The following is a 16260-nucleotide window of genomic DNA, read 5'->3' as shown; positions in this document are numbered from 1 at the left end:
CGGGAAAGCTGGACCGGCTTTCCGATGTGCCCGGCGTTTAGACCGACGTCAGCAGTAAATTTCAAAACGACGGAGCGAGAGTGTCTTTCACAGGCATGGTTTTATGAGTTTACGCCGTATCGGAAAGCTGTTCGCAGTCTATAACTCAAGTCAGATACTTACTATTCTGACGCAGCTGCTGCTTCCTCCCGCCTTTCTTCATGCCTACGGCGTGAGTCTTTACGGGCAATGGCTGACTTTAAGCGCGGCTATTTCCTATCTGGGCACGCTGAATTATGGATTGCAGACCTATACCAATACGCAGGTGACGATCCATTTCAACCGTGGGGAACTGCAGGAAGCGCGAGAAGTGCAGTCGGCCGGATTGAGAATTCTTCTGTCGGCGCTTCTGTTTATCAGCGTTGTATTGCTGGCCATATTTTTTGTCCCTCTGAATTCCTGGCTGCGTCTCACGATTCCGCAGCAGGAAGCGCAATGGACACTCTATATTCTTGGCTGTCAGGTCATGGCCAACATGATCAGCGGCTTTTTCGTGAACAGTTACATGGTGATTGGCTTGCTGCATCGCAGCCAGAGTTTCTCCAACTTAAAAGATCTTCTGGTTATGTTTTTGCAGGTTGGTTTGGTGCTCAAGCGTGCTCCATTTCCTGTTATCGCCGGTGTTCAGCTTGTGCTGACGCTTCTTATATCCGTTTTCCTTATCGTAGATTTCAGCCGCCGCGCGCCTGATATCCGTCCTTCATTGCGCTATTGGAAGAAGGGATCTCTGGTGGCAATGCTGAAACCATGCGCGCATTATGGGCTGCTTTATTCTGCGATGGTAATGGCATTCCAGGTGCCGACAATTCTGATTCAGCGTTTGCTTGGCCCTGAAGCGGTTGTAGTTTTCAGCGTGACGCGCACAATTTACTCCATGAGCAGACGGTTGCTCGTTCTGCTGACAAGCTCTCTTGGCCAGGAGATCACCATTATGTTCGGCCAGCAGGATTGGCGCAAGCTGCATAAACTATATGAGTTTTCAGAGCGGATTATTCTGCTCATGATCATGCCAATTACGTTCGGCGTGATGCTTGCGACTCCGCTGTTGCTCCAGGTATGGCTGCACAAAGGCTATCTCTATCAGCCTGCTTTCTGTCTGCTGCTTGGCCTGGCAGTCTCGATACAGGGCATCAAAGATCACAAATATCAGTTTCAGTTCTCGAGCAACCAGGTGCGCGATATCTCCTATATGGCGGTTGTCGCCTATGGCATTCAGCTGCTGGCGGCAGTGCCGATGATGATATGGCTGGGGCTTAATGGATATATGTTGACCTGGCTGATAGCGGAAATTGTGCAGATGCTTTATCTATTGCACCTGAACGTAAAACTCTTTGGCGAGCAGGCGAAAGTGGACCGTACTCCGGTATATCAATTGTTTGTCATGCTGGCAGTAGGGGCACTGCTTTTCCTGTGGCCGGTTTATCACATTACGGATTTCTCCTACGTGACGCAAGGCTCTCTGGCAGTACTCGCAGCGGTAATCACGCTTGCGTTTTCTTATTGGATATTCCGTGTTGACGAAGTGCGTTCTCTGCTGTGGCAAAAAGTCAGCGGACGTTTTCCTATATTTGCGGCCAGGCGGCAGTGATTCAGGGTTCGACCGGATCAGCAATTCCGCAGAGCTGTTGCAGAAAACCAGTATAGTTTTCGCCATATTCGTGCCAGCCGCCAATGGCTTTCGTACGCTCCTGTGCCGCGTGACTCATTCTCTGCTGTAATCCGGGATCATCTGCCAGCTGCTGCATGGCCTGAAGAATTGCCTCGGGTGAACGGATGGGTACGTGAAAACCTGCTTCTCTATCGTTGTAGAGGTCGGGCCCTCCTGTGTTCACTGTGCTGATCACAGGACAGCCGCATGCCATAGCCTGCGGCATCACCATGCCAAATCCGTCTTCAACGGAAGGAAGCACCAGCACATGGCTTTTGCTCATTTGCTTTGCCAGTTCGGGCTGTGGAAGCGGTCCGAGCATCTCTACATGACTCAGGTCCTGTGTTTTTAGAAAACTCAGAATTTCTCTGGTCACGGATCCCACCAGCCTGAGACGCTTGCGTGGATGCTTTAGCCGGCGAAATGCCTCCAGCAGGTATGGTATGCCTTTGCGAAAGCTGACGGCGCCGGCAAACAAAATGTCGAAAGAACCCGATGGAGGTTCGCCAGTGGGATGAAAGCGGTCGAGCCGTACTCCAAGAAGAAATTTGTGCAGCTTGGCTGCGGGAACTCCGCATTCGATAAAAGATCTGCGCGCAAATTCTGAGAGCACTGTGATGGCGTCTGCATTTTCATACTCCGTTTCTTCCCGCTCAAGGAATCGCGAAGGATCGAGAACGTGGTCAAGCACACCCCATCTTCGGTACTCGTCTGCCATGATTTCGCACTGATAGCGAAGATGCGATGAGCCGCGGTCACAAATATATTTCGCGCCAAGCTCCTGCGCGCGCTTTCCGCTTTTCTTTCCGGAACCTGTAAGAGCGATATAGGCATCGCAGGGCTTGAGCTTGTTCAAAACCCAGTCGTCAAACATCGCTCCATTGGCCAGAGCTATCTCGTTATCGATTCTCTTTGGAAGCGGCAGAAAGCGTCCTAGTCCCAATTGAAGTGTGTGTATCCAGGGGAAGGTACTGACATATGCCCGTGGAAGATCTTCGCGCTTCAGGCGCGCCCAGGGATAAGTCGAATATATCTGCTTCAGGTGATGACGGGAATAAAGCTCCCTGGCAAGGTCAAAAGCATGAAATGTCCCAAACGTGGCTTGGATGATCTGCATGCAGAAGTGTTCAGACAGTTTTCACTGTATCAGGATGCAAAATACAGAGAAAGACAAGCCCATGGTCTGTATTTTCATAACCAGTTGAATTTCCGTAGAATCCACAGCAGCACGATGGTGCAGGTCGCCATCAGGCCCAGCACAATATAAAGGCCGTGGTTCGCCTCTGATTCCGGCAGGCCCTTCACGTTCATTCCGTAAATGCCGGAGATGACCAGCGCGGGCAGGGCAATGGTGCTGAGAACAGTGAGCACCTTCATGACCTGGTTCGTGCGGTTGGCCACGCTCGATAAATAGACATCGAGGCAGCCGCTCAGGAGGTCGCGCAGGATCTCCACCTGGTCGAGATTGCGGGCGATGTGGTCGTAGAGATCGCGCAGGAAGGGCCACAGATCGCGCTTGATATAAGGCGACTCAACGCGCTGGAGATGCGCAGCGACATCGCGCGTATGCACCAGAATGCGGCGCAGTTCGATGAGGATGCGCTTGTTTTCGAAGACACGGGAAAGCGTCTTTGGCGTCGCTGACTGCATGGCCTCATCTTCGAGCTCATCGATGGTGTCGCTGAACTTGTCAAGCAGAGGGAAAAAGGCGTCGGCGATTGCATCGAGGATGTGGTAATACAGCTGGTCTGCGCGCGGCTGATTGTTGGACATACGCAGGCGGTCCAGGTGCTGCTGCGCATCTTTGTCATCCGGCTCAACGACTGTAATGAGGTAGTCGCGCCCCAGAAAGAGGTCAATATCGTGCGCGACGAGGCTGCCGTCCTGCGCGATCTCGACACACTTGATCACGGTAAAGAGGTAACTGTCACCCTCTTCGATCTTCGTGCTTTCCTGGCGTTGCCGGCAGTCTTCAACGTGCAAGGGATGGAGATGATAGCGAAGTTCCAGTTCATCCAGTTCCTTGCTGTGGGCGTCGATGATGTAATGCCATTCCATAGCGTTTGAGAGCGATTGTAACGGGCATCGTTAAATCGTGCATTTTTTGCGGTATACAGCCATGCAAAAAAAAGGGCTTTCCCGCTACCATGTCCTGAAGTGCAGATTTCGAAAGAGCGGCGGCTCCCGTCTTATTGGCAATATCAGGCCGGAGGCTGGGGCATTTATTTTTTTGCTCTGGTTCTGAGTTATCTGCCGTCGAAGGAGCTTCGCCAGGAGCTGGCATACCGGCTTATCTTCTGTACATTATGTTTTCTGGCGACTTTTCCGCTGCATCCCATCTGCCGCCGGCTTTGGCGGCAAAAGACGCCGTGGCCGCGGGCGCTGCGTGTAATTGGCTTGTCCTGCTATGGGTTTGGGCTGGTCTGCGGAACGGTTCTGCTGTGGCTTGATGCTCACTACCTGATGCCGCAGTGGGAGAAGTTCCAGTGGCCTTATATTTTTGCCAACTCGCTCAGCCCGGCCTTTGTTCTGGCCTTCTGGTGCGCCCTCTATTTCGCTATTAAGCACTACCGCGCGCAGTCGGCAGAGCGCGAGCGGTTGCTGCATCTGGAATCGCTGGTTCGTCAGGCAGAGCTTAAGGCGCTTCAATACCAGATTCATCCGCATTTTCTCTTCAACACTCTGAATTCCATCTCCACGCTGGTGTATGAGCACGACACGGCAACGGCCAACCGCATGATTGCGCGCCTGGCGGACTTTCTGCGCGCCACGCTCGATGATGAGGGCGCTTATGAGGTTCCGTTGCGCGATGAGCTGGATATCACGAGTCTTTATCTGGAAATTGAAAAAACGCGTCTGGGCGAGCGGCTCACAGTGATCGAGCAGACTGATCCCAGCCTGCTCGATGCCGCTGTGCCGCGCCTGCTTCTGCAGCCGCTGGTTGAAAATGCTGTGCGCCACGGAATAGGGAAGAGAAGAGGCGGCGGCAGGCTGTTTGTCATTGCACGCCGCGAGGAAGGGAGCCTGGTGATCGAAGTATGGAATGACATTCCGCCAAATAACGGCAAGTCATTCACCAATGGCATCGGGTTGACAAATATCTGCACGCGATTGAAACAGCTCTATGGCGACGTGCACCAGTTTGGTATTGATTTCAGCAAAGATGATATGTGCAAGGTCACCATCAGGATTCCGTTCCATATCTATGCAAATCCGGTGGAAGTAGCAGGCACAACTGTTTCGGAGGAGGGAATGCGATGACGTATCGAGTCATGGTAGTGGATGACGAGCCGCTGGCGCGGAGAGGAATTGTCTCGCGCCTGCAGCCTTATCAGCAGTTTCAGGTGGTGGCAGAATGCGCGAACGGCGAGGACGCACTGCGTGCCATTGAGGACAAGAAGCCCGATCTTGTCTTTCTTGACGTGCAGATGCCGGAGATGGATGGCTTCGAGATGCTCGAAAATGTCGCCGTCGATGAGCGCCCGGCGGTCATCTTTCTTACTGCGTTCGACCAGTATGCGCTGAGGGCCTTCCAGGTGCATGCGACCGACTATCTGCTGAAGCCCATAGACGATATCCGCTTCAAGGAAGCGGTCGAGCGCGTGGAGCGCATGCTGCAGATGGAGCGCGACAACACGCTGGGCGAGCGGCTCGAATCTCTGCTGTCTGACCTGCATGCAAGGCGCGCTCCGGGGAATGCGCAGCGTTTTGCCATCCGCAACGGAAGGCGCATCTTTTTTGTCACGGCGAATGAGGTGGAATGGATCGAGGCGCAGGGCGATTATGCCGCGCTGCATGTTAACGGCAAAACGCATCTGTTGCGCGAGCCTCTGCATATTCTGGAGCGGCGGCTCGATCCCGAGGCCTTCATCCGTATCCATCGTTCGACCATTGTTCGCCTCGACCGCATCGCCGAAATGCAGGCGCTTGCCAATCGCGATTGCCTGCTGCGGTTGAAAGATGGAACTCCGCTACGTGTCAGCCGCAGCTACAGCGATCGTCTGCAGGCCGCTTTGAACGGCGCATGAAGTGAAAGTCCAACAGGCAGTGATAGAACTTTGATTCCCGTGGATGAAAGTAACCTGTCAACGGCTTGCGCTTCTTCTATAGTGGACTCAAAGGACTAGCCGCGTGGAAGAGTTTCCAAGAATCAAAAGACTGCCTGCCTACGTTTTCAACATCACTGCGGAGCTTAAGAATGTTGCCCGCCAGCGCGGCGAAGACATCATCGACTTCGGCATGGGCAATCCTGACGGCGCCACGCCGCAGCACATCGTCGACAAGATGATCGAGGCGGCGCGCAAGCCGGAGACGCACCGCTATTCGCTTTCGCGCGGCATTCCGCGCTTGCGCAAGGCCATCTGCAACTGGTATCAGAGCCGCTATGATGTTGCGCTCGATCCTGAAACCGAGGCCATTGTCACCATCGGCTCGAAGGAGGGAATCGCCCACCTCTGCCTCGCTACGCTCGACCAGGGAGATGTGGTTGTTGTGCCTAACCCGAGCTATCCCATTCACATTTACGGGCCAGTCATTGCCGGTGCGAATATTCACAGCGTTGCTGTTCACGATACGGATGAATTTCTCGCCCAGTTGGAGCGCAGCATCCCGCTGATGTATCCGCGGCCGAAGATGCTGATCCTGAATTTTCCTGCGAACCCCACGACGCAGTGCGCCGATCTCCAGTTCTTTGAGCGCGTCGTCGCTCTGTGCAAAGAGCACAGCATTTATCTTGTGCACGATCTCGCTTACGCTGACATCTGCTTCGATGGATATAAGGCGCCGTCGATTCTGGAAGTGCCTGGAGCGAAGGAGATTGCCGTCGAGTTCTTCACCTTGTCAAAGAGCTACAACATGCCCGGATGGCGTGTTGGCTTCATGGTAGGGAACAGGCAGCTTGTCAGCGCACTTGCGCGCATCAAGAGCTACTGCGACTATGGAACCTTTGCGCCCATTCAGGTTGCGTCAATTCTCGCGCTCGAAGGCCCGCAGGAATGTGTGCACGAAATCTGCGAGAACTATCGCAGTCGCCGTGATGTGCTTGTGCAGGGATTGAATAAGCTGGGATGGCATCTGCCCAGTCCGAAGGCGACGATGTTTGTCTGGGCGCCAATTCCAGAGCCATATCGCTCGCTTGGCTCACTCGAATTTTCCACCAAGCTGCTCAGGGATGCAAAGGTTGCTGTCAGCCCGGGCATCGGCTTTGGTGAGTTCGGCGACGGCCATGTGCGCTTCTCGCTGATTGAAAATGAAGAGCGCACGCGCCAGGCTTTGCGCGGCATCAAGCAGATGTTCATCAAGGACGGCCTTCTCGTTCCTGCTGCGATTTCCTAAACGCGCTCATCGAAGAGTATGCGTCACGAGAAATTCCCGTTGGTTCTCTGCGAGAGCACTCGCTGAGATAAGCACGCACCATCACATCGAGTTCTTCTTTGTAGGAAGGGTACTGCTTTTCCGGAGAAGGAGATTCGAGTAGCCTCCGGCTGACTCCGGCCATGACGGCCTGCATCATCGAAGCGACGAGCCTGGGATCTTTATTGAGCGGCTCCGTGGCGGTTTCGAGCATGGACACGATCATCCGGTTGATCCGTGCTCCCACTTCGCGCGCAATTTTCCATCCATCTACATCGGAGCTAACGGAGTACAGCGCGACGCTTGTCCTGATGTCCTGCATCTTGGCTTCGAGGAAGGTGTCGACGATCCTCGTCACCATTTCGAGAAGCGGGCGGCCGCGCTCTTCACGGCAGGTTTTTTCAAGGGTTCCCGCAACCGATTCAAGGTGTTGCCGGAGAGCGGCCTGGAGAAGCGAGCTCTTGTTGGGAAAGTACTGATAGAGAGTTCCAACCGATACGCCGGCGCGATGCGCCACTCGGGTGGTGGTCAGCCGTTCTTTTCCGACGCTGAGCAAAACCTGAATGGTGGCTTCGAGAATGGACTCCACACTGGCGGTGGAACGCGCCTGAACAGGCGATTTACGCGGTTCCAAGAGCACTTGTGACGGACGAGGCAAATGCGAACTCCTGACCTGAAGCTTTCTTCATCTAAACACGTGTTCGCGAAAAACGCGAAAAGGACTGGAGGAAGAAAGAATGACGATCAAGGGTGATTTCGGAGGAAGTTTTACTTTTCCTGGCACAGATATGACGGTGAACCGCATGGGCTACGGAGCAATGCAGCTGGCTGGCCCTCATGTATGGGGGCCTCCGCGTGACCGGGAACAGGCGATCGCTGTCCTGCGCGAGGCATTGGACTCGGGAGTGAATCACATTGACACCAGCGACTTTTACGGACCGCACGTAACCAACCAGATCATCAAAGAAGCGCTTCATCCGTACCGCGATGGCGTGGTCATCGTGACCAAAGTCGGCGCGCGCCGGGGAGAAGACAGCTCCTGGCTGCCGGCTCGTTCGCGCCAGGAACTGATTGACGGTGTCAATGACAACCTGCGCAATCTTGGCGTCGACGCGCTGGATGCTGTGAATCTCAGGGTAGGCGGAATAGCGGCGCCTGCCGATGGTTCGATCGAGGCCGAGTTTTCGGTCCTCGCCGAACTCAGGGAACAAGGGAAGATCAAAGAGCTGGGTCTCAGCAACGTGACTCCTGCACAGCTTGCGGAGGCGCAGAAGATTGCGCCGGTTGTCTGCGTGCAGAATTTCTACAACGTGGTCCATCGCGAAGATGAAAGCTTTCTTCAGGAGTTGGCTGGACAGGGCATCGCTTATGTGCCGTTCTTTCCGCTGGGAGGATTCACTCCTCTGCAGTCCTCAGTGCTGGAATCGGCAGCGGCTTCTCTTGGAGCCACGCCGATGCAGCTGGCGCTGGCCTGGCTGTTGCAGCGCAGTCTGAACATCCTGCTGATTCCGGGTACATCGAGCCTGCAGCATCTCCGGGAGAATTTGAGGGCGGTAGATCTCAAGCTATCTCCTGCAGTTGTAGAGCAGCTGGATACGATAGGCGCCGGCAGCGGTGCGGAAGTCGCTGCTCATTGAGGACGATGCCCGCTTCGACAGGCTAATGTCTTGCCGGAGTGACCAGACTACACAGCCCGCCAGATTGGCGGGCTGTCCTTGATGGAGCGGAGTCTGCGCTGATTCAGCGCTTCAGCGAGCCCTGCACGAGTCCCTGCATGAATCAATGACGCGTGCAGGGGCTACGTTCTTCTGAGCATGACGTGAAGCGCGCCTTCTCCGGGTGCGGCTTTGTAAGGAGCGAAGCCGAGTCTGGGGAGATCCAGCCCGGCAAAGAAATGTTCGCCCTCGCCAAGGACGACCGGCGAAATGGCCAGATGCATTTCATCGATCAGGTTCGCGGTAAGGTATTTGCGCAGCACGGAAACTCCCCCGCCGATGCGAACATCTTTGCCTTTTGCCGCTTCCTTTGCTCTCTCAAGAGCTGCTTCCGGTCCGTCAGTAACGAAGTGGAATGTGGTGCCGCCCTCCATCACAAGAGCAGGCCGTGCGTAATGCGTGAGCACGAAAACCGAAGTATGGTAAGGAGGATTTTCGCCCCACCAGCCTTTCCAGGAATCATCTTTCCAGGGGCCGCGAACGGGACCGAACATGTTGCGGCCTATGATCCAGGCGCCGATGTTTTCAAAAGACTGAGCTGCAAAATTATTGTCAATGCCTTTTGATCCTCCGCTTTCTCCGGTCATCTTCTTGAAAACTTCCGTGTTCTGAAACCAGGCGAGCAGTTCCGGCCCGCGAACTCCCAGCGGATTATGCAGATCCTGTGCGAGACCGGCGCCGAAGCCATCTATAGAAATCGAAAAGGCTGCAACTTTGACTTTGCCCATTTGGCTGCTCCTCTTTGCATGGTTCAGTTTATGCTAAAGTGCTTTCGCTTATTGCTGCTTTGCAGTGTTTGTGCGGATCCGGACGCGCCTGACCAGTTATGGACACAACACAAGCTGAAATTAGTCATGCGCTGGGGCACAACCATCGCAACACCAGTCACTTCTGAACTCAACCTGCAATGGCTAGCCAAGTGCACTTTAGCAACGTTGAGTCAGTTGGAGGGAACAAATGTCGGATCAGATTCTTGCTCTACGTGTGCAACGCCTCGAAAGCAGAGTCTTGGCTTTGACCGTTTTGTGCAGCATGCTAGCTATCGGTCTGGGTATTTCATTGTGGCATCATTCGACACAATCGGTTGAGGCAGCCCAGGCACAAGGGGTGATTCGTACAAAAGGCCTGATCATTGAAGATGCGCAGGGGCGTGCCCGGATTCTGCTTGGTGCTCCATTTCCATCAGTTTCTGATCGCCTGCGTCAGGATGCCACGGCGACTTCGCTGCTTTTTCTGGACGAACATGGCCACGATCGCGTCTCCATTGGACAGATCATGCCGGCACAGATCGACGGAAAAGTTCCGCCGAATTTTCATCGAATTGGAAATGCTTATGCGCTGACGATCTACGATGCTGTTGGAAATGAGCGTGGAGGCATGGGATTCCTGACAGACGGTAATACTTTAAATCGTGCCGCAGTTGTTTTGGACCGGCCTGGTGCTGATGCAATCGGGATGGCGGTGGATGATAATTCTGATTCAGCTAACCTGACTCTGATGTATTCCCCGAAGATTAGCTCCTACGCAACCGGCCTGATGTTGAGCACAGAAGGAAAAAAGGCATCGATTATGCTGAAAAACTTTCATGATGTGCCACGTGCGAGTTTCGAAATTGGGCCAGACCTATTGCCGTCATTTCATACGTTTGATGCGAATGGGAAGAGGGGACCTGAATTGTTGCACTCACCGAGTGCAACGAATGACTGAGGTTGCGCTCTTTAACAAAAACGAAGCCCGCCAAAAAGGCGGGCTTCGTTTTCTGGGAGAGGAATGCTCTATGTTCCCGTGCCGCGGATGACCACGAAGGCCGTGCGCATGAGGATTTTTACGTCGAGCCAGAAGCTCCAGTTTTCGACGTAAGCCGTATCCAGCTCGATGTACTTGGCAAACGATGAATCGTGGCGTGCCTGCACCTGCCAGAGACCGGTCAGGCCAGGCATGACTTCGAGGCGGCGGAAGTGTTCGAGCTCATACTTGGCCACCTCGCTCGCGATAGGCGGGCGCGGTCCGACGATGCTCATTTCTCCGCGCAGAACGTTGAGAAACTGCGGCAGCTCGTCGAGGCTGTACTTGCGCAGGAAGCGGCCCGTGCGGGTGATACGCGGGTCGTTGGTCATCTTGAAGAGGATTCCGTCACGTTCGTTGAGCGCGGCCAATTCCTTCTTGCGCTTTTCCGCGTCCTTGACCATGGTGCGGAACTTGAAGCAGGGAAAAACGCGTCCCCGTTTGCCGATGCGCTCGGACACATAGAAAGTGGGGCCTTCGCTGTCAAGGCGCACCACAATTGCGATGATCAGCATCAGGGGTAAGATCGCGGTCAAAATAGCCAGCGAAAAGATGATGTCAAAGATGCGCTTGAAGGCGGTTGAGAAGACCTTGGAGCGGCTGCGATGCAGCGGCGTGAGCGGATACACGCCCAGGTATTCGATGGCTGCGTTGGCGGCCAGCTCGCCGTAGAGCCCGGAGACGGAGCGGATATCGATGCCGAGGTCGCGCGCTTCTTCAAGCAGCAGAATCACCTGTTCGGAGGGGAGGGCCTGGGCGATCACCACTTCATCGATGAAGTGCATGCGGGTCAGCTGGCGGATATTTTCGATGCCGCCCAGCGTTTCCCGGACGGTGACATCGCCGTCCTTTTCTGTCACGGGAGGGGCGATGTAGCCGAGGAAGCGGCATCCCAGGCGGTAGTTATTGGTGATGTGCTCACCCAGCGCATAGCTGAGATAGTTTGTGCCGAGCACAACCACATTGCGCGTGTCCACGCCCTTTTCGTAATTGCGATAGCGGGCCAGCCGCAGGCTCGCGCGCCAACCGCAGAGGGCGATGCCGGAGGTGCAGATAAGCAGGAGCACGACCGTGCGCGAGGTTTCATCCCAGTGAAGGAGGTAAAGGCCGCCGCAGAGCAGAAGCCCTGCAGTAAGCGTAGCCTGCATGGTCATGCGGACTTCGTGCGCGCCGCTTGATGGAAACGCTGGGTTATATAGCCCGTAGCGCCGGCAGACCAGCAGCAGGGCAACCAGAAAGCCTGAGAATAGTACCAGATAGACCGGCGTGGCCATCAGGTTGAATGACTTGAAGGGGCCGTCAGCCAGGTACCTGAGTTTAAGAAACAGAGCAAATGCGAATGCCAGGGTGATGATGAAAACATCTCCGAGCACCACAATCAACTTAGAAGCAAAGGCTGGCCCGGAATGCTGTTGACCCGAAATAACACCCGGCCCCAATCGCCCAGCTTGCTTCTCAGATGGATCATTCCTGCGAATGTATTCTGAAGTCGCCATAATAGCTGTGCAAAAAATTCAGTTACAGGGAGATTTTTTCTTCCCTTTTGCGTCTCCGGTTGAGAGACACAAGCTCCTTGTTTCAGAGCAATCCAACGGCATATAACAAGGAATCTATTTGCTGTTCACTGCTGTCAGTGATCTCAAAAAGGATCATGACGAGTAACTATGATTTAAGTCCAAAAACTTGAAGAATCAGATACGATTCTGCGTTCTGGAATATTGCGAAAAAAGCCGCATATCACTTTTTGGGTGTATACCGAGCAATGGGTATACACTTCAAAACTCCTGTCTAGCTTGTTTTCCGCAAGGCAGCAAAATGAAGAAAATCAGTGATTCTATGGTAACAGCTACGAGTTCGGCTCTCGTAAGAACAATCTGTGAATAATGGAACGGCGTGAACTGATACTTCTATTGTAACTGTATTTGAAACCTGTCTTGGTAATTTGTTTGATGCCTAAAAGAAATTTATTGGTTGTATTCTCAAAAACAATTTCATACCTCTCGCCGACATGCCATTTCTTAGTGCACGTCAAAGGCCATAATGTTTTGCCGAAGTTTCTCCATCGTCGAAGGTAATGGCACCTTGGGCATTGATTGGAACGAGCGGCTCTCAAGAACCGCTCCAATGCGGTGCGCCGATGCTTTTACCCGGCGATGAAATGATGGAGAACCCTCGGCTTCTGACAGCAATGCTTCATATGCGCGCACGACCAGGGCAGGATCCTTGCAGATTTCAAGCAAGTCCATACCCGCCGCAATCGCTTCGCGAGAAGCGTCTTCGATCGAATACCGTGTCAGGATGCCGCCCATCTCCATGTCGTCTGATATGACCAACCCTTGGTATCGGAGTTTGTTGCGGAGGACTGTGGAAATCCAGAAGGGAGAAACAGATGCAGGCTTTCGATCACGCGCGGCTTTCGGATACGAAGCATGGGAGACCATGATCATGGGCAGCTGCCTGATAAGCGTACGATACGGCGCGATATCCTCGGCCCACATCGTCTCCCAGCTGCGCTCGATCACGGGCGTTGCATGATGTGAATCAAGTGTGCCTCCGCCGAGTCCAGGAAAGTGCTTACCGCTGCCGGTGATGCCTTCAGCGGCGAAGCCTTCAAGAAATGCTGAAGCATAGGCTGCGACCTCTTCAGGTTTTGCGGACACAACGCGGGTACGCATCACGCTGCTTGATACCGGCAATGCGAGATCGAGCACCGGAGCGAAAACCGTATTGAAGCCAAGAAGCCGCGCCTCCTTCGCGATGAGCCGGCCATGTTGCTTGAAGCGCGATGGCTTGCCTGTGGCAAAGACCTCAGCCGGAGAGGGCATGGGCGCAATGAGGTCGCGCAGCCGGTCTACCAGGCCACCTTCGAGATCGACGCAGCGAAAGATCGGCGTGGCGATGACTTTCGTCGCCTCGCGAAGAAGATTGGCTGTCTGCGCCGCTTCCTCAATATTGCGGCGGAAGAGGATCACACCGCTCGGGCGGATCAGCTTCAGCCATGCGCGTTCCATGTTTGTGAGCTCGGGCCCTTCGAGGCCCGCGATCAGCAGCCTTCCCACCTGGTGGCGAAGTGTTGCGCTCATGCCTTGCCGCCTTTGATCTCGTTCCTGAGCTCTTCGAGAAGATTCAGCGCCTGCAGCGGCGTGAGGGAATTGATATCAGTCTCGCCAAGGCGGTCGAGGATACGCTGCGAGAGCGGAGTGAACATGGTCAGCTGCAGCGGGGCATCGGTCTCTGCAGCGACGTTGTGCCGCTCAGAGCGCTCATGCTGCTTCAACACCTGGCGCGCGCGCTGGATGACCTCAGGCGGCAGTCCGGCAAGCCGTGCAACGTCGATACCATAGCTCTTGTTCGCCGGCCCGGGCTCGATGGCGTGGAGAAAAACAATGCCTTGCGGCGTCTCCTTGACAGCGACACGCAGGTTTTTGAGGCGCGGAAGCTGCTCGGCAAGAATAGTCAGCTCGTGATAATGCGTGGCGAAGAGCGTGCGCGCGCCGATTTTCGCGTGCAGATATTCAAGCGTAGCCCAGGCGAGCGAGAGGCCATCGAAGGTCGCCGTGCCGCGTCCCATTTCATCCAGCAGAATGAGCGAGCGGCTGGTCGCAGTGTTCAGGATGGTCGCCGTCTCCGTCATCTCGACCATGAAGGTGGAGCGGCCGCGCGCTACGTTGTCGCTGGCGCCGATGCGCGTATAAATGCGGTCCACCAGCCCATAGCGCATGCGCTCGACAGGAGCGAAGCAGCCCATCTGCGCCATGATGACCAGCAGCGCCGCCTGCCGCAGGTATGTCGACTTGCCGCCCATGTTCGGCCCGGTAAGCAGCAGAATCTCCGGACCCTCCACATCGAGATAAAGGTCATTCGGAATGAAACGTCCTTCACCCGCCTCTTCCATCAGGCATTCGACGACGGGGTGGCGCGCGCCTATAGTTTCGAGAATCGCGGCCTGTTCGAGCTTTGGCCGCGTATAGTTGCGCAGCGCCGCCAGATGCGCAAAGTTTGCCAGCAGATCAGCCTCGGCAACAGCGGCACTGCTCCGGCGGATGCGGCTCGCGTGCTCGAGCACGCTGCGGCGCAGTTCGGCGAAGATGCGCTTCTCAATCTCGATCGACCGTTCATGCGCCGTGAGCACCTTCGTCTCGTAGTCCTTAAGCTCCGGAGTGGTGAAGCGCTCGGCATTCGCGAGCGTCTGCTTGCGCTCGTAGTCGGGTGGGACATTGGCGAGGTTGGCTTTGGTGATCTCGATGTAATAGCCGAAGACGGAATTGAAGCGCACCTTGAGCGAAGAAATTCCAGTGCGGGCGCGTTCGCGCTCTTCAATGGCGGCGATGGACTGCCGTCCGCTCTGGCTGAGCCCGCGCAGCTCATCGAGTTCCGCATCAACTCCGGAAGCAATCACGCCGCCGTCAGCAAGAGTCAGCGGCGGCTCCGGCTGAATCGTCCGCTGAATGATGGAACAGACATCCTCAAGCGGATCAAGCCGCCCGGCCAGTAGTTTCCAGAGAGCTGTATCCAGCGAACCCAACATCTTGCCAAGATGCGGCAGGTGCTGGAGCGAAGCAGCCAGCGCAAGCACATCGCGCGGCCCGGCGCTGTCGAGTGAAATGCGAGCCAGCAGCCGTTCGAGATCGAGAATGCCGCCCAGCGTCCGGCGAATCTCTTCACGCTGCAACAGATCGCGCCTGAGCAGATCGACAGCTTCGTAACGTTGTTCAATCGCTTGCTCATCAAGCAGAGGCCGCAGAATCGAAGCCCGCAGCAGCCGCTTACCCATCGGTGTCTGGCAGGCGTCAAGCGTGCGGAAGAGCGTCGTATCCCGGCCCGCCTCGCTGAAAATGGGCTCGACCAGCTCCAGGTTGCGCACCGTTACCTGGTCGAGCTGCAGGTACTCGGCGCGCTCGTAGAAACGGATGCTGTCGATGTGGCTAATATCCATGCGCTGCGTGTGGCGCACGTAGTGCAGGATCGCTCCCGCGGCAATGGCCGCCGCCGGATGATGCGAGAGCCCGAAGCCGTCAAGCGACGCCGCGCCCAGCTGGCGTTCGAGCAGCGGCACCGCATAATCGCGCGTAAAGACCCAGTCCTCCACCGGGCTTTTTGTCCGGATGCGTTCAAGCCCGGCAGTAATATCAGCCGGGCTACCCGCAGGCAGAATCACTTCGCTCGGCGCCGACTTCTCCAACTCATCGAAACAGAGAGCCGCAGCCTGCGGCCCAGTAAATTCAGCAGCGCGGAAATCGCCGGTCGAAAGATCGAGGAGCGCCAGCGCCGCCAGCTTGTCCTCCACATGTATGGCGGCAAGAAAGTTGTTCTGCTCAGAGCTAAGCGCAGAATCAAGCGCAGTTCCCGGCGTCAGCACGCGCGTCACTTCGCGGCGGACGATCTTCTTCGTGAGCTTGGGGTCTTCCATCTGCTCGCAGATGGCCACCCGATATCCCTTGCGCAGCAGCCGCGCGATATATCCCTCAGCAGCGTGATAGGGAACGCCGCACATGGGCTGCGACTTCTCCCTGTCGCGCGCAGTGAGTGTGATCTGCAGCTCACGCGAAGCGATATGCGCATCTTCATAGAAGAGCTCGTAGAAATCGCCGAGGCGAAACAGCAGCAGAGCGTCGGGGTGCTCGCGCTTGGCCGCCGCATACTGGCGCATCAGCGGAGTCTGCGCGGCTTCAACAGGTTGGGCAGAAACATCGGACACGGGAAAGGTCAGCATATCGCATG

The 16260-nt window shown here is 55.5% G+C and carries 13 protein-coding genes; 6 read left to right on the top strand and 7 right to left on the bottom strand.

Features of this window, described 5'->3' with window-relative positions; all coding sequences use genetic code 11:
* Positions 1-103: 103 nt before the first annotated feature.
* A complete protein-coding gene (locus AC5S16_RS02665) occupies positions 104-1627 on the top strand; it encodes a lipopolysaccharide biosynthesis protein (RefSeq protein WP_493928457.1) in 1524 nt (507 codons plus the stop codon).
* Between the two features lies 1 nt (position 1628).
* On the opposite strand, the gene AC5S16_RS02660 is transcribed toward AC5S16_RS02665, so the two are convergent.
* Both AC5S16_RS02660 and corA read right to left on the bottom strand, forming a co-directional pair.
* Positions 1629-2804, bottom strand: coding sequence for a glycosyltransferase family 4 protein (locus AC5S16_RS02660; RefSeq protein ID WP_493928456.1), 1176 nt, complete (start codon positions 2802-2804; stop codon positions 1629-1631).
* Between the two features lie 74 nt (positions 2805-2878).
* Positions 2879-3745 carry a magnesium/cobalt transporter CorA gene (gene corA, locus AC5S16_RS02655; RefSeq protein WP_493928455.1) on the bottom strand — a complete coding sequence of 289 codons (867 nt, stop codon included), beginning with the start codon at positions 3743-3745 and terminating at the stop codon, positions 2879-2881.
* 99 nt (positions 3746-3844) lie between these two features.
* Between corA and AC5S16_RS02650 the strand changes: the two genes are divergently transcribed.
* From AC5S16_RS02650 to alaC, 3 genes are all read left to right on the top strand, one after another.
* On the top strand, positions 3845-4948 hold the full coding sequence (locus AC5S16_RS02650; RefSeq protein WP_493928454.1) for a sensor histidine kinase: 1104 nt from the start codon (positions 3845-3847) through the stop codon (positions 4946-4948).
* Positions 4945-5715, top strand: a complete 771-nt coding sequence (locus AC5S16_RS02645; RefSeq protein ID WP_493928453.1) for a LytR/AlgR family response regulator transcription factor — start codon at positions 4945-4947, stop codon at positions 5713-5715. Before AC5S16_RS02650 ends, AC5S16_RS02645 begins: the two co-directional genes overlap by 4 nt.
* A gap of 103 nt (positions 5716-5818) precedes the next feature.
* Entirely contained in the window at positions 5819-7021 is a 1203-nt protein-coding gene (gene alaC, locus AC5S16_RS02640; protein WP_493928452.1) for an alanine transaminase, read from the top strand.
* On the opposite strand, the gene AC5S16_RS02635 is transcribed toward alaC, so the two are convergent.
* Positions 6984-7679: a TetR/AcrR family transcriptional regulator gene (locus AC5S16_RS02635; protein ID WP_493928643.1), complete on the bottom strand. Its 696-nt coding sequence runs from the start codon at positions 7677-7679 to the stop codon at positions 6984-6986. The two genes, alaC and AC5S16_RS02635, sit on opposite strands and share 38 nt — an antisense overlap.
* Positions 7680-7776: 97 nt before the next feature.
* Here AC5S16_RS02635 and AC5S16_RS02630 point away from each other — a divergent pair, with 97 nt between their 5' ends.
* Positions 7777-8676, top strand: a complete 900-nt coding sequence (locus tag AC5S16_RS02630; protein WP_493928451.1) for an aldo/keto reductase family oxidoreductase — start codon at positions 7777-7779, stop codon at positions 8674-8676.
* 161 nt (positions 8677-8837) lie between these two features.
* On the opposite strand, the gene AC5S16_RS02625 is transcribed toward AC5S16_RS02630, so the two are convergent.
* Positions 8838-9482 carry a dihydrofolate reductase family protein gene (locus AC5S16_RS02625; protein ID WP_493928450.1) on the bottom strand — a complete coding sequence of 215 codons (645 nt, stop codon included), beginning with the start codon at positions 9480-9482 and terminating at the stop codon, positions 8838-8840.
* A 229-nt stretch (positions 9483-9711) separates the two neighbouring features.
* Here AC5S16_RS02625 and AC5S16_RS02620 point away from each other — a divergent pair, with 229 nt between their 5' ends.
* Positions 9712-10461 (top strand): hypothetical protein, encoded by a 750-nt coding sequence (locus AC5S16_RS02620; RefSeq protein ID WP_493928449.1) that lies wholly within the window; start codon positions 9712-9714, stop codon positions 10459-10461.
* 68 nt (positions 10462-10529) lie between these two features.
* Here AC5S16_RS02620 and AC5S16_RS02615 read toward each other — a convergent pair whose 3' ends face one another.
* From AC5S16_RS02615 to mutS, 3 genes are all read right to left on the bottom strand, one after another.
* On the bottom strand, positions 10530-12035 hold the full coding sequence (locus AC5S16_RS02615) for a sugar transferase (RefSeq protein ID WP_493928448.1): 1506 nt from the start codon (positions 12033-12035) through the stop codon (positions 10530-10532).
* 522 nt (positions 12036-12557) lie between these two features.
* Complete coding sequence (nagZ, locus tag AC5S16_RS02610; protein WP_493928447.1) at positions 12558-13622, bottom strand: beta-N-acetylhexosaminidase; 1065 nt, start codon at positions 13620-13622, stop codon at positions 12558-12560.
* The gene (gene mutS, locus AC5S16_RS02605; RefSeq protein ID WP_493928446.1) at positions 13619-16252 is read right to left on the bottom strand and encodes a DNA mismatch repair protein MutS; all 2634 of its coding nucleotides are present in this window, start codon (positions 16250-16252) and stop codon (positions 13619-13621) included. Before mutS ends, nagZ begins: the two co-directional genes overlap by 4 nt.
* Positions 16253-16260: the final 8 nt, after the last annotated feature.

The sequence above is a fragment of the Acidobacterium sp. FHG110202_01 genome, from assembly GCF_059115305.1.
Note: the sequence above shows the minus strand (reverse complement) of the source record. Positions and strands in the feature narration are given on the sequence as shown.

Bases quoted from the DNA above. Each gene is read 5' to 3' on its own strand.
- corA (WP_493928455.1), bottom strand. From the start codon at position 3,745: ATGGAATGGCATTACATCATCGACGCCCACAGCAAGGAACTGGATGAA.
- AC5S16_RS02620 (WP_493928449.1), top strand. From the start codon at position 9,712: ATGTCGGATCAGATTCTTGCTCTACGTGTGCAACGCCTCGAAAGCAGA.
- AC5S16_RS02645 (WP_493928453.1), top strand. From the start codon at position 4,945: ATGACGTATCGAGTCATGGTAGTGGATGACGAGCCGCTGGCGCGGAGA.
- AC5S16_RS02625 (WP_493928450.1), bottom strand. From the start codon at position 9,482: ATGGGCAAAGTCAAAGTTGCAGCCTTTTCGATTTCTATAGATGGCTTC.
- mutS (WP_493928446.1), bottom strand. From the start codon at position 16,252: ATGCTGACCTTTCCCGTGTCCGATGTTTCTGCCCAACCTGTTGAAGCC.
- AC5S16_RS02630 (WP_493928451.1), top strand. From the start codon at position 7,777: ATGACGATCAAGGGTGATTTCGGAGGAAGTTTTACTTTTCCTGGCACA.
- AC5S16_RS02665 (WP_493928457.1), top strand. From the start codon at position 104: ATGAGTTTACGCCGTATCGGAAAGCTGTTCGCAGTCTATAACTCAAGT.
- AC5S16_RS02615 (WP_493928448.1), bottom strand. From the start codon at position 12,035: ATGGCGACTTCAGAATACATTCGCAGGAATGATCCATCTGAGAAGCAA.
- nagZ (WP_493928447.1), bottom strand. From the start codon at position 13,622: ATGAGCGCAACACTTCGCCACCAGGTGGGAAGGCTGCTGATCGCGGGC.
- AC5S16_RS02660 (WP_493928456.1), bottom strand. From the start codon at position 2,804: ATGCAGATCATCCAAGCCACGTTTGGGACATTTCATGCTTTTGACCTT.